Source organism: Comamonas fluminis (genome assembly GCF_019186805.1).
GTDB classification, from domain to species: Bacteria; Pseudomonadota; Gammaproteobacteria; order Burkholderiales; family Burkholderiaceae_C; genus Comamonas; species Comamonas fluminis.
The window spans coordinates 3383610-3402982 of sequence record NZ_CP066783.1; the positions used below are offsets into that span (position 1 = coordinate 3383610).

Annotated in this window: 17 protein-coding genes; 7 read left to right on the top strand and 10 right to left on the bottom strand. The window is 61.5% G+C overall.

Going from position 1 to position 19373, the window contains the following annotated elements:
- Positions 1–95 precede the first annotated feature (95 nt).
- The 6 genes from JDW18_RS15680 to JDW18_RS15705 form a co-directional block, all read right to left on the bottom strand.
- Positions 96–1886 (bottom strand): acyl-CoA dehydrogenase, encoded by a 1791-nt coding sequence (locus JDW18_RS15680; protein WP_218240322.1) that lies wholly within the window; start codon positions 1884–1886, stop codon positions 96–98.
- Positions 1887–1949: 63 nt separating this feature from the next.
- Positions 1950–3074, bottom strand: a complete 1125-nt coding sequence (locus JDW18_RS15685) for an ABC transporter substrate-binding protein (protein ID WP_246609972.1) — start codon at positions 3072–3074, stop codon at positions 1950–1952.
- Positions 3075–3236: 162 nt separating this feature from the next.
- Positions 3237–4169, bottom strand: coding sequence for an electron transfer flavoprotein subunit alpha/FixB family protein (locus JDW18_RS15690; RefSeq protein ID WP_218240323.1), 933 nt, complete (start codon positions 4167–4169; stop codon positions 3237–3239).
- 15 nt (positions 4170–4184) lie between these two features.
- Positions 4185–4934 carry an electron transfer flavoprotein subunit beta/FixA family protein gene (locus JDW18_RS15695; RefSeq protein ID WP_218240324.1) on the bottom strand — a complete coding sequence of 250 codons (750 nt, stop codon included), beginning with the start codon at positions 4932–4934 and terminating at the stop codon, positions 4185–4187.
- Between the two features lie 328 nt (positions 4935–5262).
- The gene (locus JDW18_RS15700; RefSeq protein ID WP_218240325.1) at positions 5263–6036 is read right to left on the bottom strand and encodes an enoyl-CoA hydratase; all 774 of its coding nucleotides are present in this window, start codon (positions 6034–6036) and stop codon (positions 5263–5265) included.
- A 44-nt stretch (positions 6037–6080) separates the two neighbouring features.
- Positions 6081–7040 carry a histone deacetylase family protein gene (locus tag JDW18_RS15705; protein WP_218240326.1) on the bottom strand — a complete coding sequence of 320 codons (960 nt, stop codon included), beginning with the start codon at positions 7038–7040 and terminating at the stop codon, positions 6081–6083.
- Positions 7041–7076: 36 nt separating this feature from the next.
- Between JDW18_RS15705 and JDW18_RS15710 the strand changes: the two genes are divergently transcribed.
- The 7 genes from JDW18_RS15710 to wrbA all read left to right on the top strand — a co-directional run bounded on the left by JDW18_RS15710 (position 7077) and on the right by wrbA (position 14994).
- A complete protein-coding gene (locus tag JDW18_RS15710; RefSeq protein WP_218240327.1) occupies positions 7077–7997 on the top strand; it encodes an AAA family ATPase in 921 nt (306 codons plus the stop codon).
- 22 nt (positions 7998–8019) lie between these two features.
- Positions 8020–9069: a DUF58 domain-containing protein gene (locus tag JDW18_RS15715; protein ID WP_218240328.1), complete on the top strand. Its 1050-nt coding sequence runs from the start codon at positions 8020–8022 to the stop codon at positions 9067–9069.
- Positions 9066–11156 (top strand): transglutaminase TgpA family protein, encoded by a 2091-nt coding sequence (locus JDW18_RS15720; protein WP_218240329.1) that lies wholly within the window; start codon positions 9066–9068, stop codon positions 11154–11156. The genes JDW18_RS15715 and JDW18_RS15720 overlap by 4 nt, the downstream gene beginning before the upstream one ends.
- A gap of 4 nt (positions 11157–11160) precedes the next feature.
- The gene (mltB, locus tag JDW18_RS15725; protein ID WP_218240330.1) at positions 11161–12312 is read left to right on the top strand and encodes a lytic murein transglycosylase B; all 1152 of its coding nucleotides are present in this window, start codon (positions 11161–11163) and stop codon (positions 12310–12312) included.
- Positions 12313–12323: 11 nt separating this feature from the next.
- On the top strand, positions 12324–13481 hold the full coding sequence (locus JDW18_RS15730) for a lytic murein transglycosylase (protein WP_246609974.1): 1158 nt from the start codon (positions 12324–12326) through the stop codon (positions 13479–13481).
- 235 nt (positions 13482–13716) lie between these two features.
- Positions 13717–14100 (top strand): Hsp20/alpha crystallin family protein, encoded by a 384-nt coding sequence (locus JDW18_RS15735; protein WP_218240331.1) that lies wholly within the window; start codon positions 13717–13719, stop codon positions 14098–14100.
- A 291-nt stretch (positions 14101–14391) separates the two neighbouring features.
- Positions 14392–14994: an NAD(P)H:quinone oxidoreductase gene (gene wrbA / locus JDW18_RS15740; protein WP_218240332.1), complete on the top strand. Its 603-nt coding sequence runs from the start codon at positions 14392–14394 to the stop codon at positions 14992–14994.
- 80 nt (positions 14995–15074) lie between these two features.
- On the opposite strand, the gene tsaD is transcribed toward wrbA, so the two are convergent.
- From tsaD to JDW18_RS15760, 4 genes are all read right to left on the bottom strand, one after another.
- Positions 15075–16115 carry a tRNA (adenosine(37)-N6)-threonylcarbamoyltransferase complex transferase subunit TsaD gene (gene tsaD / locus JDW18_RS15745; RefSeq protein WP_218240333.1) on the bottom strand — a complete coding sequence of 347 codons (1041 nt, stop codon included), beginning with the start codon at positions 16113–16115 and terminating at the stop codon, positions 15075–15077.
- A gap of 94 nt (positions 16116–16209) precedes the next feature.
- Positions 16210–16659: a CBS domain-containing protein gene (locus JDW18_RS15750; RefSeq protein WP_218240334.1), complete on the bottom strand. Its 450-nt coding sequence runs from the start codon at positions 16657–16659 to the stop codon at positions 16210–16212.
- A 155-nt stretch (positions 16660–16814) separates the two neighbouring features.
- Positions 16815–17507 (bottom strand): DUF937 domain-containing protein, encoded by a 693-nt coding sequence (locus JDW18_RS15755; RefSeq protein WP_218240335.1) that lies wholly within the window; start codon positions 17505–17507, stop codon positions 16815–16817.
- A 135-nt stretch (positions 17508–17642) separates the two neighbouring features.
- Complete coding sequence (locus JDW18_RS15760; protein WP_218240336.1) at positions 17643–19187, bottom strand: methyl-accepting chemotaxis protein; 1545 nt, start codon at positions 19185–19187, stop codon at positions 17643–17645.
- Positions 19188–19373: the final 186 nt, after the last annotated feature.

Here is a 19373-nt window from a genome sequence, read left to right on the forward strand (position 1 = left end):
CTTGTCTCCTTGTTGATATTTTTCAGATCAAATTAACCGCCAGCGCTGATAAATCAAGCGCTAGCAGCTCATCTTTTAATAGTATTCAGGCAGCCTCAGAACTGTTCCATTGGCAGCGCCATCACGCTGGCACCACCTTGGGTAATGGCACCGGCCTGACCGGGAACGCGCGTCAGAATATGCTCGGCATAGAACTGGGCTGTAGCCAGTTTCGCCTGCATAAAGGCCGCTTCCTGTCCCTTTTGCAACAGCGCTTGCGCCACCAGCACCGAGCGGCCCAGTTGCCAGCCTGCGACCAGATTGCCGGTCAGCATCAGATAGGGCACGCTGCCTGCGTAGGCGGCATTGGGGTTGGTCTTAGCATTCGCCACCATGAAGTCCACCACTTGCAGGAATGCCTGACGGGCCTCACCCAGATGCTTGGCCACGGCCTTGGCGGCGTCTGTGCCGTTGGCGTTCAGCTCGGCCTCGGTTTTTTCAATTTGGGCGGCAATGGCCTTGGCGGTCTGGCCGCCGTCACGGGTGGTCTTGCGGCCCACGAGGTCATTGGCTTGAATGGCGGTGGTGCCTTCGTAGATGGTCAGAATCTTGGCATCGCGGTAGTACTGGGCGGCGCCGGTTTCTTCGATAAAGCCCATGCCGCCGTGCACTTGCACGCCCAGGCTGGTCACTTCCAGACTCATCTCGGTGCTGTAGCCCTTGACCAGCGGCACCATGAATTCATAGAAGGCCTGATTCTGCTGGCGCGTGGCGGCGTCGGGATGGTGGTGAGCAGCGTCATAAGCCGCAGCGGCCGTGGTGGCCATGGCGCGGCAGCCTTCGGTGCTGGCACGCATGGTCATGAGCATGCGGCGCACATCGGGGTGATGAATGATGGTGGCGCTGGCCTTGACCGAGCCATCGACCGGGCGGCTTTGCACGCGCTCCTTGGCGTAGGCTACGGCGTGTTGGTAGCTGCGTTCAGCCACAGCAATGCCTTGCACGCCCACGGCGTAGCGGGCGGCGTTCATCATGATGAACATGTATTCGAGGCCACGGTTTTCTTCGCCGACGAGGTAACCGACTGCGCCACCGTGGTCGCCAAACTGCAGCACGGCGGTGGGCGACGCCTTGATGCCCATCTTGTGCTCGATGCTGACGCAATGCACATCATTGCGCTCGCCCAATGAGCCATCGGCATTGACCAAGAACTTGGGCACCACAAACAGGCTGATGCCCTTCACACCTTCGGGCGCACCGGCCACACGGGCCAGCACCAGATGCACGATGTTCTCGGCCATATCGTGCTCACCGTAGGTGATGAAGATCTTGGTGCCAAACACCTTGTAAGAACCATCACCCTGAGGTTCTGCCTTGGTGCGCACCAGCGCCAGATCGGAGCCCGCCTGGGGCTCGGTCAGGTTCATGGTGCCCGTCCACTCACCGGTCACCAGCTTTTCCAGATAGGTGGACTTGAGGGAGTCGCTGCCCGCAGTCAGCAAGGCTTCAATGGCACCATCGGTGAGTAAAGGGCACAGCGCAAAGCTCAAATTGGCGCTGTTGAGCATCTCGATGCAAGCTGCACCAATGATCTTGGGCAGGCCCTGGCCGCCAAAGTCCGTGGGGTGCTGCAGGCCCTGCCAGCCGCCTTCGGCGTATTGCTTGAAAGCGTCAGCAAAGCCGGGCGTTGTGGTGACCACACCCTCCTTGAACGAAGACGGGTTCAGATCACCCGCCACATTCAAAGGCGCAACAACGCCCTCGCACAGCTTGGCGCATTCTTCCAGCACAGCCTGCGCAGTTTCCAGACCGGCGTCTTCAAAACCGGGGATCTGGGCGACTTGTTCGATCTGGGCCAGATGCTCCATGTCGAACAACATGTCTTTGATGGGGGCGGTGTATGTCATCGTGATCGCGTCCTAAAAAAACGGCCCGTCAGTACGAATCACTGCGGGCCTTGTTGTCGGTGTTTACTGTGTCACTCGCCCGGAGGCGCTGACAATGGACAGGTCTACATATCTGGACCCGATCTGGGAGCCGGGCTTGTAGCCCACCCAGTAGCCGCCCAGGTCATACGCATCCAGTGTGCGCAGGGCGGCAGTGACTTTTTCCGGGGTCACCGGCTGGCTGCGGCGCATGGCTTCGACGATGACCCGGGCATTCACATAGCCTTCCATCATCGCAAAGCTGACAGGAACATCCACAGACTTGCCTGCTGCGGCCACCGCATCGCGAAATTCCTTGTTGAGCTTGGCCGAGACCTTGTACGGGCTGGGCACCACCTGCGCAATGGACAGGCCGCTCATGTATTCCACCGGCAGGCGCTTGGCCAGTTGTTCGATATCGGCTTCGGCCGTGGCATAGATCTGGGTGCTGCCGCCATCCATGCGGTAGGACTCTACAAACGCAGCAGTCGTGGGGCTGGATGCCACGACCAAAATAGCCTGCGCCGGCGTTTTGGAGCCGCGCAGTTGCTCGACCACTTTATCAACCGATGCCTTGCTCTTCATGGAAGCCGCTGACACCAGCTTGGCACCACTGGGCGCGATGGCCTTGCCCACCAGATCGTTCAGCGCCTGTGCGTCAGGCCTGTCCTCATACACCAGCGCCAGCCGCGTAATACCCACGGTGGCCAGATGCGTGGCAATCTTGTTCATCTGCTCTGCCAGCCCGGCACGGGTGGCAAAGAACTGACCAGAGGCCAGCACGCGCGTGTCCGTGCTCTGGTAGCCCACCACAGACAGTGACGAAGACTCCAGCAGCTTGCTGTCCATCAGCGCAGCCATATTGCGGTTGCCGAAAAAGCCCGCCAGCACCACGGGCTTGCTGTCGCTGAGCAACTTGCGGGCCTTGGCCACGGTTTCATCCGGATGGCCCACATCGTCGGCCACAACCAGCTCCACAGGCTGCCCCTGCACGCCACCGGCCTTGTTGACCTGATCAAAGTACAGCTTCATGCCCTGAGAGTACGCACGTCCCTGCGTCGCTTCTGCACCAGACAGCGGGGCAACCTGCCCGACAGTCCAGCCCGCATGGGCCATCAATGCGACGCCGCTGCAGGCCACGGCTGCCGCCAGTCGCAATGTGTTTGACAAACTATCCCAGCGCTTGCACATCATTGATTGTCTCCCTCCAAAAAACGGTCATGGACGCGACCGGGCTGCTTGAGTTTTTATTGTTCGGGAATTTATTGCACGCAGCCACCAGCACAGATGAAAAAAAAGGGGCTGCAAGCCCCTCTTTTGATGTGCGCCAAATTACAGCGCCTTGACCAGTTCTGGCACTGCCGTGAACAGGTCAGCTTCCAGACCGTAGTCAGCCACCGAGAAGATCGGGGCTTCGGGGTCCTTGTTGATCGCAACGATCACCTTGGAGTCCTTCATACCGGCCAGATGCTGAATAGCGCCGGAAATACCGGCAGCGATGTACAGCTGAGGCGCGACGATCTTGCCGGTCTGGCCCACTTGCAGGTCGTTGGGGGCGTAGCCCGCATCGACGGCAGCACGCGAAGCACCGATGGCGGCGCCCAGCTTGTCGGCCAGAGGCGTCATCACTTCGGTGAACTTCTCGGCAGAGCCCAGAGCACGGCCACCGGAAACAATGATCTTGGCTGCGGTCAGCTCAGGACGGTCGCTCTTGGTGACTTCGCGGCCCACAAAGGCGCTCTTGCCAGAGTCGGCCACAGCGGCCACGGTTTCCACAGCAGCGGAGCCGCCAGTAGCAGCAGCGGCGTCAAAGCCAGTGGTACGCACGGTGATGACCTTGACGGCATCAGCAGACTGCACGGTGGCGATGGCGTTACCAGCGTAGATGGGGCGCTCGAAGGTATCGGGAGCATCCACCTTGGTGATGTCGCTGATCTGGGCCACGTCCAGCTTGGCGGCCACGCGGGGAGCCACGTTCTTGCCAGCAGCCGTCGAGGGGAACAGGATGTGGCTGTAGTTGCCAGCAATGCTCAGCACTTGAGCCGCAACGTTTTCAGCCAGGCCGTCCTTGAGGCTTGCGCCGTCAGCGTGGATGACCTTGGCGACACCAGCGATCTGGGCTGCAGCAGCGGCAGCAGCGCCAGCACCTTCACCAGCCACCAGCACGTGCACATCACCACCGCAGGCAGCGGCAGCAGTCACGGTGTTCAGCGTAGCAGTCTTGATCGAAGCGTTGTCGTGTTCTGCAATAACGAGGGATGTCATGTCAGTCGTCTTCCTTTAGATCACTTTTGCTTCATTTTTCAGCTTGTCAACCAGAGCGGCCACATCGGCCACCTTGACGCCAGCACCGCGCTTGGCGGGCTCGGCAACCTTGAGGGTCTTGAGGCGAGGAGCAACGTCCACACCCAGATCTTCAGGCTTGAAGGTGTCCAGCTGCTTTTTCTTGGCCTTCATGATGTTGGGCAAGGTGACGTAGCGTGGCTCGTTCAGGCGCAGGTCGGTGGTGATGATGGCGGGTGTGGACAGAGACAGAGTCTCCAGGCCACCGTCCACTTCACGGCTGACGGACACCTTGTCGCCAGCGACTTCCACCTTGGAGGCGAAAGTGGCCTGGGGCAGGTCTGCCAGCGCAGCCAGCATCTGGCCGGTCTGGTTGTTGTCGCCATCAATGGCTTGCTTGCCCAGGATCACGAGACCGGGCTGCTCTTTGTCCACCAGTGCCTTGAGCAGCTTGGCGATGGCCAGGGGCTGTAGATCGACGTCGGTTTCCACCAGGATGCCACGGTCAGCACCGATGGCCATGGCTGTGCGCAGGGTTTCCTGGCACTGGGCCACACCGCAGGAGACGGCGATGACTTCGGTCACCACGCCTTTTTCTTTGAGGCGCACGGCTTCTTCGACGGCGATTTCGTCAAAGGGGTTCATGCTCATCTTGACGTTGGCGATGTCTACACCCATGCCGTCCGACTTGACGCGGACCTTCACGTTGTAGTCCACCACGCGCTTGACAGGGACCAATACCTTCATTGCTGCGGCTCCTTAATGATTAATGCATTGACGTTTACGTAAACTGGATTCATTTTATGCGGCACTGCAACACTCTCTGAACAATTTTCCAGACAATCTTGCTGGAGATCGCCAGCGCGGGCTATTTCAACCACCGGGCACAAAAAGAACGACCGTTCTATTTTATGCATGACTTGCGAAGAATCTACTGTCCCTCGAAGGTCAGCCTAGGGTAATACCTAGGCCAGCGATGAGCGCGATCACCTGCCTGCATCCAATCAGGCTACACGCTACCACTGTAAAAAAGCACTCACGTCGTTCAAACGGACGGTCATGCCTGCCACTGTCGCTACCACTGCGGCTTGCGCTTTTGTGCAAATGCCTGCGCGCCCTCCTGTGCATCGGCGTCCAGCATATTGGTTGCCATGGTCTGCCCCGCCAGCTGATAGGCGGATTCCAGCCCCATTTCACGCTGGCGATAAACCAGCTCCTTGCCCATGCGAATCGCCATGCGGGGCTTGCTCACAATCGATGCCACGAGTTCTTCGACCGCCGCATCCAGCTGATCTGGCGGTGCCACGCGGTTGAGCAAGCCATAGTGCTGCGCCGCCTCAGCATCGATGAATTCGCCGGTCAGCAGCATCTCCATCGCTTGCTTGATGGGCATATTGCGCACCAGGGGCACACTGGGCGTGGAGCAGAACAAGCCGTACTGAATGCCACTGGTGGCAAAGCGTGCTTCGCTGCTGGCAACCGCCAGATCGCACTGGGCGACCAGCTGACAACCAGCAGCCGTCGCAATACCCTGAACCCTAGCAATGACAGGCACTGGCAGCTTCTGAATCGATAGCATCATACGGCTGCACTGGGCAAACAACTGCTGGTAGTACGCCAGATCAGTGTGCGCCGCCATGTCCTTGAGGTTATGCCCGGCGCAAAAGGCTTTGCCCTGCGCTGCCAGTACCACGACACGGACTTGCGCATCACTGGCAATGGCATCCAGCGCCTGCTGCAGCTGCGTCAGCATTTCCGAGCCCAGCGCGTTGAAGCGCAGCGGGTCATTCAGCGTCAACCGCACCACGCCGCGCTCGTCCTGCTGGTGCTGAATCAAGGAATCTGTCACCGCTGTCTCCCTGCGAACGGACTAGAAAACAAGGCTTTCAGGCGTCAGACATCGGCCAGCACGCGCAAATGCGCTTCCACACTGCGTGCCAGCGCATCCATCACATACCCGCCTTCCAAACAGGAAACGATGCGCCCCTTGGAAAAGCGACGGGCAATGTCCTTGATGCGCGTGGTGATCCAGGCAAAGTCGTTTTCATTCAAGCCCAGCTGCCCCATGTCGTCATCACGATGCGCATCAAAACCGGCGCTGATGAAGATCATCTCGGGCTTGAAGCTCTCCAGCCGTGGAATCCACATCATCTCGACGATTTCGCGCACATCCATGCCCTTGGTATAGGCAGGCACGGGCACGTTCAGCATATTCGGCGCGGGGTCCTTGTCACCGCTGAACGGATAGAAGGGGTGCTGGAAGATGCCGCACATCAGCACGCGATCATCACCCGAGAGGATATCTTCCGTGCCATTGCCGTGGTGCACGTCAAAGTCGATCACCGCCACACGCTTGAGCTGGTAGCGCTCCAGCGCGTATTTGGCGGCAATGGCCACGTTGTTGAAAAAGCAAAAGCCCATGGCCTGGCTGCGGGTGGCATGGTGACCTGGTGGGCGAACAGCGCAAAAGGCGTTCTCCAGCTCTCCGGCCAGCACCGCATCAGTCGCTGCCATGGCCGCGCCTGCCGAGCGCAGCGCCGCTTTCAGGGTGTGGCGATTGATGGAGGTATCCGTATCCATCTGCTTGTATTGCGGCCCGCCGGCGACCTGCTCCTGCTCCAGCCGGTCAGTCAGGCCGCGCAGCGCTGCCACATACATGGGGTCGTGGGCGAGTTCCACTTCGTCCAGCGAAGCCTCGGGGACTTCACAGCGCTCCAGTGCATCGCCAACCCCCGTTACCAGTAGCCGGTCTTCAATCGCATCGAGCCGTGCCGGGCACTCGGGGTGGCCCGGGCCCATCTCATGCAACCAGCAATCCCGGTGGGTGAAATAACCTGTCTTGCCCACAGTCATGTCTCCGCTATCGCTTATTTAGGATATGTTTCTGCCATGCATGCACAGAACACAATTAATGCGCTTTTAAGTCAGCTTAACACGGTGATGGAGGGGAAGCCGGATCAGGTCCGGGACGGAGTCGCCTGTTTGATTGCGGGTGGTCACTTGCTGATTGAAGACGTGCCCGGTGTGGGCAAGACCACGCTGGCCCATGCGCTGGCGCGCAGTTTTGGTCTGCAGTTCTCGCGCGTGCAGTTCACCGCCGACCTTATGCCCAGCGACCTGACCGGCGTGTCCATCTACGACCGTGGGCAAGAAGCTTTTGTGTTCCACCCCGGCCCCGTGTTTGCACAGGTTCTGCTGGCCGACGAGATCAACCGCGCCAGCCCCAAGACACAAAGCGCGCTGCTGGAAGCCATGGAAGAGCGCCAGGTCACCACCGAAGGCAAGACGCACAGCCTGCCCGCGCCGTTCTTTGTGATTGCCACGCAGAACCCGCTGGAGCAACTGGGTACCTTCCCCTTGCCGGAAAGCCAGCTGGACCGTTTTCTGATGCGAATCAGCCTGGGCTACCCCTCGCGTGACGCAGAGCGCAGGCTGTTGCTGGGCAATGGCCGCCGCTTGGCCGCCGATGCGTTGCAGCCCATGATTACGCTGGAGCAGCTGCAACAGTTGCAGGCGGCGGCCCTGGCCGTTCATGTCAGCGATGCGCTGCTGAACTATGTGCAGGATCTGGTGGCCGCCACGCGCAGCGGCCAATGGTTTGCACAGGGCTTGTCACCCCGCGCAGGCATTGCGCTGCTGCGCGCCGCCAAGACAGTGGCCTTGATGGAAGGCCGCGACTACGTGGCCCCCGACGATGTGCAAGCCATCCTGCCGCAGGTGATTGCCCACCGCCTGGTGCCCGTGGGCCATGCAGGCCGTGGCGCTGTGGAGCAGGTGCGCGCCATGATGCAGGCCGTGCCGCTGTCTTGATGATGCTCATGAATTTCATAGCATGACGCGCTTGATAAAAAAGGGCTACAAGCCAGAAACACTTAAAATTCTTCAACCACGTAACGCGATTCACGCCTGGATGATGGCGCGCCTGCCGCGCAGCGACCAGCTGACGCTGACCCAGGGCAATGTCTATATCCTGCCCTCCCGCGCAGGCTGGGCCATGCTGGCCACGCTGATCGTGCTGCTGATTGCGGCCATCAACTACCAGCTCAACCTGGGCTATCTGCTCACCTTTTTGCTAGCAGGCAGTGCAGCAGCCAGCATGGTGGTGGGCCACGGCAATCTGCGCGGGCTGCAGCTAAGTCTGAACGGCAGCGGCGCGCAGACGGGCACACCGGGCGGCTGCTTTGCCCACACCCCCTGCCCCGTGCACATGAAGCTGCACAACGCCCGCCAATCAAGACGCTGGGGCATCGGCCTGGCTTTGCGTGACGCGGAACGTCGCCAGCCCGAAGCCGATGGCTGGACCTGGGTGGATGTGCCAGAGCAAGGCGACACCGCTGTGCAGCTGAGCTTTGTTCCCACCCAGCGCGGCCAGCTGGTGCTGCCCCCAGTCTCGGTGCTGACGCGCTACCCCCTGGGCGCTTTTCGCGTCTGGGCACTGTGGCGGCCCGCCAGCAAGGTCTGGGTCTATCCCGCGCCGGAACTGAATGCACCGCCCCTGCCCGCCGCCAGCCCCGAAGCGGGCGGCAGCAGCAGCGCCCAGGTGCGCAGCGGCGAAGAATTTGATGGTGCGCGCGCCTATCAAACCGGCGACCCGCTCAAGCTGGTGGTCTGGAAAAAAGCCGCGCAGGCCTTTGCCGCAGGCAGCCACCAGTTGGTCAGCCGCGACCGGCCCACCGCCCACCATCACCGCCTGTGGCTGGATGCCCGCCACACCGGTCTGGCAGACCTTGAAGCGCGGCTTTCGCGCCTGACGGCCTGGGTTCTGATGGCCCAGCAGCAGGGGCGCACCTGGGGCCTGCGCCTGCCCAATGGCCAGGAAATTGCCCCGGCCAGCGGCGCGCAGCACACCACGCGCTGCCTTGAAGCATTGGCGGCAGCATGAGCAGCAACACCCTGAACCCATCCAGCAGCTGGTTACAGCGGCTTGGCTCCCTGCCTCGCGATGCGCGGGACACACTGTTTTTGCTGGCCGTCATTGGCTGGATCATGCTGCCCCAGGCTCAGCACACCCCGTGGTGGACCAGCGCCTTCGCTGCCGCGCTGCTGCTGTGGCGTGCGCGGCTGGCGTTGACGGGCGCCCCCCTGCCCAGCCGCTGGGTGCTGGCCGGTGCACTGGCTGTGGCCATTGCCGCAACCTGGGCAACGCACAAAACCATTGTGGGGCGCGACGCGGGCGTGACGCTGGTGGTCATGCTGCTGGCGCTTAAAACGCTGGAGTTGCGCGCCCGGCGCGATGCCATGGTGGTATTCTTTCTGGGCTTTTTTGTTCTGCTCAGCAACTTCTTTTATTCGCAATCGCTGCTCACGGCAGCGGCCATGGTGCTGGGGCTGATGGGCTTGCTCACCGCGCTGGTCAATGCCCACATGACCGCTGGCAAGCCCCCGTTGATGCAGGCACTGCGCACAGCGGCCAAGCTGGCGCTGTGGGGCGCCCCCGTCATGGTGGCGCTGTTTCTGTTCTTCCCACGCATGGCGCCGCTATGGGGCGTGCCAGCGGACGATCTGGCAGGCAAATCGGGCCTGTCAGAGAACATGCGCGTAGGCGAAGTGGCGTCTTTGGCCATGGACGACAGCGTGGCACTGCGCATTCGCTTTGATACACCCGGCCAGAAAGAGCCCCCCGCCAGCACCCTGTATTTTCGCGGCCCGGTGCTCAGCCAGTTCGATGGCCGCAACTGGCAGGCCGACCCGGTGCTGGACGCCATGAACTCGCCGCAGCTGCGCGTGAGCGGCGAGCCCATTCGCTACCAGATGCTGATTGAGCCCAGCAAGCGCCGCTGGCTGACGCTGCTGGATGCCGTCAAGACCGCGCCGCAGCTTCCGCCCGGCGCTTCCGTGGGCAGCCTGCGCATGACGTCCAGCCTGCAATGGATGAGCTGGCGCCCCATTACCGATGTGCTGCGCGTGGATGCGCAAAGCTATACCGACTTCAGCCACGGCCCGCTGCAGGCCACGCCTGAACTCAAACGCTATCTGCAACTGCCACCCGGCAGCAACCCGCGCACCAGGGCGCTGGGCGAACAGTTGCGCGCCCAGTTGGGCACCAATGCGGATACCGCTGCATTGATCGCAGCAGCCCTGCAGCAGCTGAAAACGGGCGGCTACACCTACACCTTGGAGCCCGGCGTGGTGGACAGCGTTCACACCGCCGACGACTTCTGGTTTGACAGCAAGCAGGGCTTTTGCGAGCACATTGCGTCTGCCTTTGCCGTGCTCATGCGCGGCATGGGCGTGCCTGCGCGTATCGTCACCGGCTACCAGGGGGGCGACCGCAACAGCGTGGACAACTACTGGACCGTGCGCAACAGCGATGCCCACGCATGGACCGAAGTGTGGATTGCTGGCCAGGGCTGGACCCGCGTGGACCCCACAGGCGCGGTCTCGCCCGGCAGGGTCGGGCAGTTCCAGCGCCTGAGCGCACCGCAGGGGGCCTTTGCCAGTGCGGTGGGCAATTTTGTCGACATCAGCACGATGGAGAAGCTGCGCGCCGTCTGGGAAGCCGTCAACAACCGCTGGAACCAGTGGGTCATCAACTACACGCAAAGCCGCCAGCTCAATCTGCTGCAAAGCCTGGGCTTTGAATCCCCCAGCTGGACGGACTTGCTGCGTCTGCTGGCAGGCAGCCTGAGTGCGCTGGCCTTGCTGTGGCTGATCTGGGCACGCGCCACGCGCCCGCAGCGCGATGGTTGGAGCCAGCTCATGCACGAAGCCAGGCAGCGCCTGCAGCGCGCGGGCCTGGATAGCAACGCCAGCGACTCCGCCCGCAGCCTGGCACGCAACGCGCAAGAGCGCTGGGCGGCAGAACCAGCACTTGCCCCGCTGGCCGCGAACTTATCCGACTGGCTGCTAGATATGGAACGGCTACGCTATGCACCGTCCTCGGCCCCGCAAACGGCTGAACTCAAAACCCTGCGCCAGCGCTGGCAGACACTGAAAAAGCAGCGCTGGCCCACCAACGTCAAAAACTAAAAACATGAGCACCATCCGCAAGACTGACAAGCACTACAAGGCAAAAACACTGAGTATTCTTGCCCTGTGCCTGCTGACCGCAGCCGCCATGGCCGCGCCTGCCAAAAAGACAACCAAGTCTGCACGCAAGGCCGCGCCTGCCGTAGCCGTAGCGACAGCAGCCACCGCCGCCGTGGCCTATGCCAGCCGGAGCGATGCCATGCAGCTGGCCGACGACATTGCCGCCCGCCGCGACCTGCCTGCCGACTGGGTGCGTGCACAGCTGGGTGAAGCGAAGAATCTTCCCGTGGTCACCCGCCTGATGACGCCCGCAGGCAAGACCTTTGTGAAGAACTGGACGGTGTACCGCAGCCGCTTTATCGATCCCGTGCGCATTCGCGCCGGTGTGCAGTTCTGGCAGGCCAACCGCCAGGCGCTTGCGCGTGCTGAGCAGCAGTTTGGCGTGCCCGCCGAAATCATCGTCGGCATCATCGGCGTGGAAACCATCTATGGCCGCAACATGGGCAACTTCCGGGTGATGGATGCCCTTGCCACGCTGACGCTGGACTTTCCGCAATCGCACCCCCGCGCCCAGGCCCGCACCGACTATTTCCGGGGCGAGCTGGAGCAAGTGCTGGTGACCGCCAACCGCACAGGCAGCGACCCATTTGCGCTGCGCGGCAGCTATGCAGGCGCCATGGGGCTCGGTCAGTTCATGCCTACCAGCTGGGACAAGTTTGCCGTGGATTTTGATGGTGATGGCCGCATTGATCTGTTCAACAGCGCCAGCGACGCCATTGGCTCGGTAGCCAACTACTTCGTCGGCCATGGCTGGAAGCCCGGCCTGCCCTCAGTGTTCCCCGTCGATATGCGCGCCCAGGGCGAAAATCTGGCAACCCTGCTGGCACCAGACATCAACCCCACGTTTACAGCAGCCCAGATGGCCGAACGCGGCGTACGCGTCATGGGCGCCGAGGGCTACGAGCGCCCGCTGGCACTGATTGAGCTGAAAAACGGCAATTCCGGCCCCACGGAATACATCGCTGGCACAGAAAACTTCTACGCCGTCACCCGCTACAACTGGTCGGCCTTCTATGCGCTGTCCGTCATCGAACTGGGCCGCGAAGTGCATGATGCCTATCTGGCCAGCCAGACCGCAGCACGCGCCAAGGAGTAGAGCGCGCCACCATGAAGCCGTTGCACGCTGCCATCGCCAGCGCAACCATCCTGCTTGCAGGCATGGCGGCGCTGGGCGGCCTGGCGGTGCGCAAGATCGAGAAACTGAATGGCGGCTTGAATGGCCATGTGGCGCAGAGCCACACTCCAGCGCAGTCTGCCCCGCAGCCCTCACCTCAACAGGACAGCCGCTTCTACGCCCACAACCCACGCGCCATGCGACTGGCCGAGCGCATCGCGACAAATACCGGGATGGATCTGGCGTGGACGCAGGAGGCCATAGGCAAAGCCCGAGTCAGCAAAGCTATTCAGCGTCTGGTGCTGCCGCCAAAATCCGCTGACACCCAACCCAAAAGAAAAAACTGGAATGCCTACCGGGCGCGCTTTGTAGAACCCAAACGCATTCGCGCAGGCCAGCAGTTCCGTGACGCACATCGCCCAGCGCTGCAGCGCGCGCAGCAACAGTTTGGCGTGCCCGAAGACATCATCGTGGGCGTGCTGGGCATGGAGACCTTATGGGGCAAGCAGACCGGCCAGATTCCCGCGCTCGATGCTCTGGTCACGCTGGCGGTGGACTTTCCCGCTGCACATCCACGCGCCGCCCAGCGCGCTGCCTATTTTGCGGATGAGCTGCAGGCCTTTTTACGCCTCATGCATGACAGCGGCACCGACCCGCGCGAGCCGCGTGGCAGCTATGCAGGAGATATGGGTCTACCCCAGTTCATGCCCTCCAGCTGGGCACGCTTTGGCGTGGATTTCAATGGCGACGGCCATATCGACCTGTGGAATGCCGAAGACGCCATAGGCTCAGTCGCCAACTATCTGCGCGGCAAGGGATGGCAGGCCGAGCTGCCGGTGTACTACCCGGTTCAGATGGAAGCATCGGACGCTGTCGTTGCCGCTCTGACGGCGACCGGAGTTGCGCCAGTGCACAGCGCTGAAAAGCTGCGCAGCCTTGGTATCACACTGCTGAGCACTCCAGACAACGCGCCACCAGACAACCTGCAACTGGCGCTGGTAGAGATGGAGAACCGCGATCAGCCATCCTTGTGGATCGCAGCCACAGCCAATCTTCGCGCACTGACCCGCTACAACCCTTCGCGCTATTACGCCATGGCCGTTACCGAATTGGGCGCAGCTATCGCTGCAGCACCCAGTTCAGAACATTGAGCTTTACCGAAGAGGCTGCATCGCCTTCAGGCGGTTGTTCCGCCATCGATTGAGAGCGCTTGCCGCGATGCAAGCGACCGAAAACGGTGCGCACAATGGTGGCAACTGCAGGTAATTCAAGGCATTTCAGCGAAATTTATTCCTCAAAAAAATCTCTTGAAAAGCGCCTTGAGCCACCTACCTATGAACCAAGCGGCAACAACGCAAGCCGCAAAGTTGATAGGAGTTAAACACCATGATCTTCGCCCCCGTGATGAGCCGCAACACCTTTGTTTCCCCACGCGCTGCCGACCTGGCACTGCAACGCTTTTTGCAAGGCACGCTGGGCGCTTCCAGCCCCGTGCAGCAGCAGGTTCAAGTCAACCGCGATGACAAGACCACCACACTGACTCTGGACGTTCCCGGTCTGGCCCGCGAGCAGCTCAAGCTCTCCATTGAAGGCGCCATCGTCAAGCTCGAAAGCGTGGAAGGCGCACCTCGCCAGGTCAAGCGTGCCTGGGAATTGGATCACGAAATCGACGCCGCGGCCAGCAAGGCCAAGCTTGAAAACGGCGTGCTGACGCTGGCTCTGGCCAAGCTGGAGCCCCAGATCAAGTCCACCGAGCTGACGATTGAGTAAGCCGCAAAAGCGTTAACCTGCCTGCCGCTTTCTTTCCTTTCTTCCATCTCCTCTTAGCACTGGCAGTGCAGGAAAACCAAAAGCCCGCAATGTCTTGGCATTGCGGGCTTTTGCGTTGCAAGGGTCTGACCGCCACAAACCAGCTATTGCAGAGATTCGGGGTTTTCACCTACAACTGCACGCTACTCACGCCAAATACTTTGCAAAAAAGGCTTTCTACACTGTCCGGGTGTCGTCAGGGGCAATGCATGCCCCGCTTTTTTCACTGAATTCGTTTGAGGAGTTTTCTCAATGGCAAAAGTACTTGTTCTCTACTATTCCATGTACGGTCACATCGAAACCATGGCCAATGCCGTGGCCGAAGGTGCACGCAGCGTCAGCGGCGCAGAAGTCACCGTCAAGCGTGTGCCAGAGACCATGCCGGAAGACATTTTCAAGAACGCGGGTGGCAAGGCCAATCAGGCAGCCGACGTAGCAAGCCCGGCCGAGCTGGCCAACTACGACGCGATTTTGTTTGGCGTGCCCACCCGCTTTGGCAATATGCCCGGCCAGATGCGCACCTTCCTGGACCAGACAGGCGGCCTGTGGGCCAAGGGTGCCCTGATCAACAAGCTGGGCAGCGTTTTCACCTCCACCGGCACTGGCGGCGGCCAGGAAATGACGGTCACCAGCACCTGGACCACGCTGGCCCACCACGGCATGGTCATCGTGCCTCTGGGCTTCCCGCTGCCAGAGCAGACCAATCTGGCGGCCGTCAAGGGTGGCAACTCGCCCTATGGCGCATCGACCATTGCGGGCGCTGATGGCTCGCGCCAGCCCCATGCCGATGAGCTGGCCATTGCCCGCTACCAGGGCCAGAATGTGGCAAAACTGGCGGTAAAGCTGGTGGGATAAGCGCCAGGCGCTCTCAAAACAAAAGCAGCCCTCGGGCTGCTTTTGTCATATGGCGCCCATACCTGGCGCATACCTGACGCTTATTTCAGCGAATCCAGCGGCCAGCGGGGCTTTACGTCAAAGGCGTATTCCTTGTTGGCCTGCTCGCGCCCAGCCTGCAGGCGCATGGCGGCAGCCATGGCAATCATGGCCCCGTTGTCGGTGCACAGGTGCAGCTCGGGATAGTGCACACGAATCTTGCGCTTGGCACAGGCCTGATTGAGCTGCTCGCGCAGCAGCTTGTTGGCCCCCACGCCACCGGCGACCACCACGCGTTTCAGCCCAGTCTGGTCCAGCGCCTTCAGGGTCTTTTTCACCAGCACATCCACAATCGCCGCCTGCGTACTGGCAGCCAGATCGGCCTTGCGCGCTTCCAGTTCATCACCCAGCTTCTTGGCCTGGGTCAGCACGGCGGTCTTGAGGCCCGCGAAAGAAAAGTCCAGATCGCCCGAGTGCAGCAATGGACGGGGCAGCTTGAAGGCCTCGCCATCACCACCCTCGGCCAGCTTGGAAAGCACCGGGCCGCCGGGGTATGGCAGCCCCATCAGCTTGGCAGACTTGTCAAACGCCTCGCCCGCGGCGTCATCAATGGTTTCACCCAGAATTTCGTACTCACCCACGCCATCCACCCGCATGAGCTGGGTGTGACCGCCCGAGACCAGCAGGGCCACAAAGGGGAATTCAGGCGGGTCTTCACTCAGAAATGGCGACAGCAAATGCCCTTCCAGGTGGTGAACGCCCAACACAGGCTTATCCAGTGCAGCGGCCATGGCACACGCCGCGCCAGAGCCGACCAGCAGAGCGCCAGCCAGGCCCGGGCCACGGGTGAAGGCCACCACATCGACGTTGTCGAGCTCTACCCCGGCTTCGGCCAGCACTTTTTCCGTCAGCGGCAGCACGCGGCGAATATGGTCGCGGCTGGCCAGTTCTGGCACCACACCGCCATAGGCGCGGTGCATTTCAATCTGGCTGTGCAGCGCATGGCTAAGCAAGGCGGGCACGCCTTGTCCATCCGGCATGCGCACCAAGGCCACGCCGGTTTCATCGCAGGAGGATTCGATTCCGAGGATCAGCAAACTCATGGGGAGCAAGTGTAGGACTTGCTCCCACCAGACGCACAAAAGGCGGACATTGGCCCTGTCCGCCTTTTGCTATTTAAAGCAGAGCATCCAGCGCTCAGTTCATGGGCGTTGTGCCGGAAATATAGTGTTCAAGCTGCTGAATGGTGAATTGCTGCTCGGAAATGATTTCCTTGACCAGGTCACCAATGGAGAGCACACCCACCAGCTTGTGCGTCTCGTCCATCACGGGCAGGTGACGAATGCGATGGGTGGTCATCAGCGACATGCATTCGCCACTGGTCTGGCGCGGCAGCACGCAGTGCACTTTGGCGGTCATCACATCGCCGACCAGGGTGCTGCTGGAGTTGCGGCCCTGCAGCGCGATCTTGCGTGCGTAATCACGCTCGGTCACGATGCCTGCCAGCTTCTCCCCATCCAGCACCAGCAGGGCGCCCACGCCTTTTTCGGCCATCAGCTTCAAGGCATCCAGCATGGTGCTGCCGGGAGATACGCTGTAAACAGCGCTATTGCCTTTGTGTCGCAGGATGTCAGCTACGGTGGTCATAGGGTTCTCCTTTCAGGATCAGCAATTCATGCATGGCTGCATGATGACTGAAGCCAGTTTGAAGACAATGCTGCATTGCGACAATCAGGCTATGTCCGTAGGCCCAAATGAAAAAGGCAGCCTCAGCTGCCTTCATACTGTCATGCTGACCTCGATCAGCGGCGACCGCCCAGCAGGCTGCCGCCCAGCTTGAACAGGTCGCCCACGTCCAGCTTGCCGTCGCCGTTCTGGTCCAGCAGGCTGCCCAGAATGCCACCCGCAGCGCCGCCTTGGGACTGAATCTGGCTGCGTTCCTGACCCAGAGCATTACCCAGATCACTGGCACCCATGCCCTGCGACTGCACGCGGTTGGCCAGGAAGGACATCACCAGCGGTGCCAGCATGGCCATCAGCTGACCGGCATTGCCGCCCAGACCCGTGGCCTGACCCAGCTGAGACTCTGCCTGCTGGCGCTGACCACCAAAAATATTGCCCAGAATGGAGCCGCCATTGAGCTGCGAGCTGCCTGCACCGCCGCCCAGGACCGAGCCCAGAATGCTGCCCAGACCACCGGCTGCGCCAGCGCCGCCAGCGCCGCCAGCACCGCCCAGCAGGCCACCCAGCAGACCGCCGAGGTCCATCGCGCCCTGCGCGCTGCTGTGGTCACGCTGCAGTGCACCAAACAGATCGGCAGCGCCCTGAGGCTGAGCCGCGTTCTGGCCCAGTGCGCCAAACAGCATGGGCAGTGCCACGCCAACAGCCTGCTCCGTCTGCACGGAGTCCAATCCCAGTTGCTGGGCCAGGCCTTGCATGGGCGCGCCCTGCAGTTGGCCCATCAGTTCGTCGCTCAAAGATGCATTGGTGGTCATAAAAATTCCTCAAAAACAGCCAGCATGGTAAACGCCGATATGGCACTCAAATGTGAGCAATGTTGTGCAAGCATACTGCGTGCGTGTGACGGGCGGTGAGTCTGCCCGCTGCAGCCGCCCATAGTCTGCGCCGCATCAAGGCAAACGGAACACTGCCACCGCCTGCACCAGCTCGGCAGCCCGGGCATTGAGACCTGCGGCACGGGTCGAGGAAGCTTGCACCAGTTGTGCACTGGTCTGGGTGCTGCGCTCCATCTGCGCAATCGCCGCGCCCACCTGGCTTACTTCCATGCTCTGCAACTGGCTGGCCGCGCTGATTTCGCCCATGATGGCCGTGACGCGCTGAATGGCCGATTCCACCTGCTGCATGCTCTGCCCGGCCTGATTGGCCAGTTGCATGCCATCCTTGGCCCGGCTCACGCTGCTGTCAATCAGCTGCTTGATCTCCCGGGCGGCCTCAGCGCTGCGCCCGGCCAGCGCCCGCACCTCGCCAGCCACCACGGCAAACCCGCGCCCCTGATGCCCGGCGCGGGCGGCTTCCACTGCGGCATTGAGCGCGAGGATATTGGTCTGAAACGCAATGCTGTCGATCACCCCCACGATGTCGGCAATGCGCTGCGCGCTGTCATTGATGCTTTTCACGGTGGCTACCAGCTCAGTCACCACAGCAGCGCCTTCGCCAGTGACATGGCTGGCATCGACGGCCAGGGTGTTGGCAGCCTGCGCACTGTCTGCGTTCTGCTCCACCTTGCGGCCCAGCTCCTGCATGGAAACAGCCGTCTGCTCCAGCGCCGCTGCCTGGTCTTCGGTGTGCGCATTCAGCTCACCGTTGCCCTGCGTGATGCCTGCACTCGCGTCGGCCACGGCATAGGCATTGTTGCGAACATCTGCCACCACCGCCCCCAGACTGCGCTGCATATGCTGCAGCTGCGCCATCAGGCTGCCAGCGCTGCGCGCATCCAGCTGAATCCGGGTGCTCAGGTCGCCCTGCGCCACGGCCTCGGCCACCTGTGCCGCTTCGCGGGGCTCTGCGCCCAGCACCTTCAGCAGGCTGTGCGTAATCCACCAGCCCAGCAGCACGGCGGCCGCCACGGCAAAGACTGAAGCCAGCACCAGTTGCAGCAGCGCACGCTGATACCCGGCCGCCGCCTGCGCTGTGCGCTCATGGCCTTGCTGCATGCCGGACTGCACCAGCGCAGCAATCGCCTTAAGCAGCGCCGCCAGCAGGGGGCGGCACTCGTCATTCATTTTGGTGATGGCTGCATCGCGCTGACCGGTCAGCGCCTTGTCCACAATATCCAGCGCCACCGGGCCGTAGCGCTGCTCAATCTCGGCAATCCGCGCCACCATGTCCTGCGTGGCCCTGTCCTGAGACACGACCGATGCCTTCAGTTCGGCCAGCAGCGCCTGTGCCGACTGGTGGGCGGCGACAACACTGGCTTTTTCCAGCTGCAAATCATCATCACGCACGACCAGCACCAGGTTGCGTGCCGCCACCGCACGCTGATTGACGGCTTCAGCCAGCTGGCTGGCCAGTTCGCCCTGCCTGGCCACAGTGCTTGTGTAGGAAGTAAAGCTTTGGTTCGTGGTGTTCAGCGCCGTCAAAGACACCACGCACACCAGCACCACCACCGCCACCAGAAAACCAAACGCCAGCGTCAGCTGACGCTTCACACTCATCGCACCCATAAACCCTCTTACTTACCCCATGCCCGCCTTGAATAACGGACAGGCATCTCTTGCGCCACCCAGTGGCGCTTTATCGAGACCGAATTCTCAAAGCAGATCAACAGCGAGCAGGCAAACCCCGCCATCACGAAACATTTATTTACAAGCTTGGAAGACAAAAATAACGGAGAAGTTCCA